Here is a 4,582-nt window from a genome sequence, read left to right as displayed (position 1 = left end):
TCTTCGCTTCGAGACATCCAAGGGCGTGTTCGTTCTCGAACTGCACCGCGACTGGGGACCGCTCGGCGCCGATCGGCTCTACAACCTCGCCCGGCTCGGCTACTTCACCGACACCCGCTTTCATCGCGTCCGCGCCGCCTACATCGCGCAGTGGGGACTCCACGGCGACTCGGCCGTGAACGCGGCGTGGAAAGGGCGCTATCTCCGTGACGACGCACCACGTTCGCAGAATACGCGCGGCACCTTCGCCTTTTCGTACGAGGGGCCCGGCCGCGAGAACACTCGCAACACGCAGATCTACGTGAACCTCGCCGACAACCCGAAGAATGACGCCGAGCCGTTCACGGTGCTCGGTACCGTCGTGGAGGGGATGTCGGTACTCGACAGCCTGTACAGCGGCTACGGCGAGGATTCGGGCAGCGGCATGCGACAGGGCAAACAAGCACCGCTCGAACGCGGCGGCAATGCGTACATGGATCGCGAGTTTCCCAAGCTCGATCGCATCATGCGCGTTGTGATATCCACTCCGTAATTCAGCTCGTCATCGCAATGACCACTGCATCGCACCTTGTTACCGTCTGGAATCCGGCCTACGCCACCGACCCGCTCGAGGCGCACCTGCGTATCCTCCTCGACTGGGACGCGCGAGCGGGCGCCACCAATGACGATGACGTGTACGTATGGTGGGGCAAGGTGAAGTCGGGACAGCGGCAACAGCCCATGCCGCACCTCGGCGACGTGCTCGCCCTCGAGGGTGCGGCCGGAGACGACGCCGAGGTGCATCTGTATCTCACCGATTTCCGATCGCTGTACGTGGCGGATGTGCACATGGTCACCACCACCGACCCGCGCGTGGATGACCACGAGCATGTGCCGGCGTACTACGCGAAACACGACCTCCCGTGCGACTGCTGGTTCCTGCTGCGCGACATCCGCGCGCTGGTGCGCGACGATCTCGAAGGTGTAACGGCCGAACTCGCGCAGTTGCGCAACACGCGCTACGCGGATCGTCCGGTGTCGATCTACGGCGGCATGGTCGACCTGCCCCTGCTGGTGTCCCGTCCCGACGGGCGTCGCTTCTTCGACGAGTCCGAGCGCGCGCTGCTCGCCAACGGACAACGCTGGGCGCGCTTCGATGCCGAACAGGGGGGCGTGGGGGCGTGGGCCGCCACGTTGCGCGACGACCATCTGGGCGACCGCGCGTGGGCCGCGCTCGACGTGAGCGCCCGACAGTTTCTCGCCACCGGCGAGCGCACCCTGCGTGAACACCGTCGCGATCTCGGCGCCGATCTGTCGCCCGTGCTGGTGAGCTACGGCAAGGCCATCGAGGTGCAGGTGAACGAGCTGTTGCGCCGCGCCATGCGCAACGCTCCGCCGACCGCGCAGCGGGTCAAGATCGGCGACCATACCCGCATCCTCAGCGAGACGCTGCCACTCACCCTGGGCCAGCTCGGCTACATCCTCGGCGGCGAACTCGCCCTTGGCGACCACCTGCGGGCCACCCTGTCCGACGGCATGTGGCTCACCGGCGCCGGTGCCGCCATCATCGACCAGTTCGCGGCGGCGAGGAATCCGGCCGCCCACGGTGGGGCGCTGGACCGCGCCACCGTGGTCACGTGGCGCAATCGACTGCTGGGCGTGGGGTGCGACTGCGTGATCGGCCGCCTGGCCCTCATCGCCCCACGGTAAACGTCCCGCCCCCGGCGACGCGTCCGGCGTTACTTGATATTTGAAGTAATTGGCCGTAGCGTCGAGGAGCGTCCTTTCAGGGAGTGAGTGCGGTGAACGTTGTCGTCGTAGGTGGAGGTCCCGGCGGGCTCTATGCCGCGCTGCTCATGAAGCGGCGCGACCCGCGCGCGCAGATCACGGTCATCGAGCGCAATCGCCCCGACGATACGTTCGGCTGGGGTGTCGTGCTCTCCGACCAGACGGTCGCCAACCTGCGCGCGGCCGATCCGGAGAGCGGCGCGGTGATCACCGCGGCCCTGCACCGGTGGGACGATATCGACGTTCGCTTCGCCGGGCGTTCCATGCGCTCCGGCGGACACGGCTTCAGCGGCATCGGCCGCAAGCGCCTGCTGGCCGTGTTGCAGCAGCGCTGTCGAGAACTGGGGGTCGTGCTGCGCTTCCAGCACGAACTCGCCCCCGATCAGCTCGAGGCCCTCGTGGCCGAGGAGGGCGCCGATCTGGTGATCGTGTCCGACGGCATCAAGAGCCGTTTGCGGGAGCGCTTCGCCGACACGTTCCGCCCCGATATCGACCTGCGACGGTGCCGCTACGTGTGGCTCGGTACCCCCAGGCGTTTCGATGCGTTCACGTTCGCGTTTACGGAGACCCCACACGGGTGGTTCCAGGCGCACGCGTATCAGTTCGATGGCGAGATGAGCACGTTCATCGTGGAGACGCCGCAGGACGTGTGGGAGCAGGCCGGCATCGCCGACATGACGGACGCCGAGTCGATCGCGTTCTGCGAGTCGCTGTTCGCCGACACGCTGCAGGGCGCACCTCTCGTGAGCAACGCCGCGCATCTGCGAGGCTCGGCCCAGTGGATCCGGTTCCCCCGCGTCACCTGCGCCGACTGGGTGCACTGGCTCGACATCCCGCGCGATGACCGCGGCGACACCAGCACGCGACGCGTGCCGCTGGTGCTGCTGGGGGACTCGGCGCACACCGCGCACTTCAGCATCGGGTCCGGCAGCAAGCTCGCGCTCGAAGACGCCATCGCACTCGACATGCAGCTGGCGGGATTCGCCTCCGCGCATGCTTCGGTACACCCGGGTGACATGGGTGCGGCGCTGAGTCGCTATCAGGCCGAGCGGAGCGTGGAAGTGCTCAAGCTGCAGAACGCGGCGCGTAATTCCACCGAGTGGTTCGAGCACGTAGACCGCTACGCCACGCTGGCCCCGGAGCAGTTCGCCTATTCGTTGCTGACGCGCTCACAGCGCATTTCGCATGAGAATCTGCGCGTGCGCGACGCGGCGTACGTGGGCGCGTTCGAACGTTGGTTCGCGCAGCAATCAGGGCTCGCCGTGGCACCCGACGCCGCAGCGCCGCCGGCTATCTTCACGCCGTTCACGGTGCGCGGTGTCACGCTGCCCAACCGCATCGTGGTGAGCCCCATGGCGCAGTATTCGGCCACCACCGATGGCATGCCCACCGACTGGCATCTCGTGCACCTCGGCGCCCGCGCCACCGGTGGCGCGGGACTCGTGATGACCGAGATGACGTGCGTGGCACCCGACGCGCGCATCACGCCGGCGTGTCCGGGTATGTGGGATGATGATCAGCGTGACATGTGGGCGCGCATCGTGCGCTTCGTACACGAGCACACGCCGGCCAAGATCGGACTGCAGCTCGGTCACGCCGGGGCGAAGGGTGCCACCAAAACCATGTGGGACGGTATCGACCAGCCGCTCGAGCACGGTGCGTGGCCGCTGATCGCCGCCTCGGACACGCAGTATCTCGACGGCGTGTCGCAGATTGCCCACGAGATGACACGCCACGACATGCAGCGCGTGACCGACGAGTTCGTGCAGGCGACGCATCGCGCCGTGGCCGCCGGATTCGACTGGCTCGAGTTGCACTGCGCGCACGGCTATCTTCTGTCGAGCTTCCTGTCGCCGCTGACGAACCGTCGCACCGATGAGTACGGAGGCGATCTCGCCAACCGGGCGAAGTTTCCGCTCGAAGTGTTCGCCGCCATGCGCGCGGTGTGGCCGGTGGACCTGCCCATCTCCGTGCGCATCTCCGCGCACGACTGGGCCAGCGGCGGCAATACCGACGACCATGCGGTGGCCATCGCCGGCTTGTTCCGCGATGCCGGCGCCGACATGATCGACGTGTCGGCCGGCCAGGTCGTGAAGCGCGAGCGTCCGGTGTACGGTCGCATGTGGCAGACGCCGTTCGCCGATCGCGTGCGGCAGGAAGCGGGGATCGCCACGATCGCCGTGGGGGCGATCACCGATGCCGATCAGGCCAATGGCATCATTGCCTCAGGCCGCGCGGACTTGGTCGCGATCGGTCGTCCTCACCTGGCCAATCCCGCGTGGACGCTCATGGAAGCGGCGAAGTACGGATACGCCGGCGCCTCGTGGCCCGTGCAGTATCTGGCCGGCAAGTCGCAGCTGGATCGGCTCATCGAGCGCGAGCGCACGATGCGCGCGGCAGCCGAGGGCGCACCGCCAACGGGTGAGCTGACGTGAGCGCGCACATGAGTGATTCGCTGCCGGTATTGGCCGGTCGCCACGCGCTGGTGACCGGGGCGAACCGCGGCATCGGCGCAGCGATCGCGCGACGGTTGTCAGCGGCGGGTGCCAGCGTGTCGCTGTTGGTGCGCGGCGCGGCCCGCGCGGAGGCAGTGGCAGCGTCTTTGCCGGGACCGTATGCGGTGGTGGTGGCTGATGTGACCGACCGCGAGGCGCTGCTCGGTGCGTGCGCGGTGGCCGCCGAACGCTTTGGGCCTATCGACATACTGGTGAACAACGCCGGCACCGCGGAGTCCGCCCCGTTCCTCAAGAGCGACACGGCGCTGTTCGAGCGGATGCTTGCGATGCACCTGATGGCTCCGGTCTTCGCGTCGCAG

The 4,582-nt window shown here is 67.7% G+C and carries 4 protein-coding genes; all 4 read left to right on the top strand.

The window, feature by feature from the left end; translation table 11 throughout:
* A partial coding sequence (locus ACIRA7_RS15140) for a peptidylprolyl isomerase (RefSeq protein WP_396221676.1) occupies nt 1–532 on the top strand: 532 nt, incomplete at its 5' end.
* A 17-nt stretch (nt 533–549) separates the two neighbouring features.
* Nucleotides 550–1,689, top strand: a complete 1,140-nt coding sequence (locus tag ACIRA7_RS15135; RefSeq protein WP_396221675.1) for a hypothetical protein — start codon at nt 550–552, stop codon at nt 1,687–1,689.
* A gap of 92 nt (nt 1,690–1,781) precedes the next feature.
* Nucleotides 1,782–4,202: a bifunctional salicylyl-CoA 5-hydroxylase/oxidoreductase gene (locus tag ACIRA7_RS15130; RefSeq protein ID WP_396221674.1), complete on the top strand. Its 2,421-nt coding sequence runs from the start codon at nt 1,782–1,784 to the stop codon at nt 4,200–4,202.
* An 8-nt stretch (nt 4,203–4,210) separates the two neighbouring features.
* Nucleotides 4,211–4,582, top strand: a 372-nt coding sequence (locus tag ACIRA7_RS15125) for an SDR family NAD(P)-dependent oxidoreductase (protein WP_396221673.1), incomplete at its 3' end; no start/stop codon positions are given.

The sequence above is a fragment of the Gemmatimonas sp. genome (assembly GCF_044376735.1).
GTDB lineage: Bacteria > Gemmatimonadota > Gemmatimonadetes > Gemmatimonadales > Gemmatimonadaceae > Gemmatimonas.
Note: the sequence above shows the minus strand (reverse complement) of the source record. Positions and strands in the feature narration are given on the sequence as shown.

Coding starts and splice junctions, on each gene's coding strand:
- ACIRA7_RS15135 (WP_396221675.1), top strand. CDS start 550: ATGACCACTGCATCGCACCTTGTTACCGTCTGGAATCCGGCCTACGCC.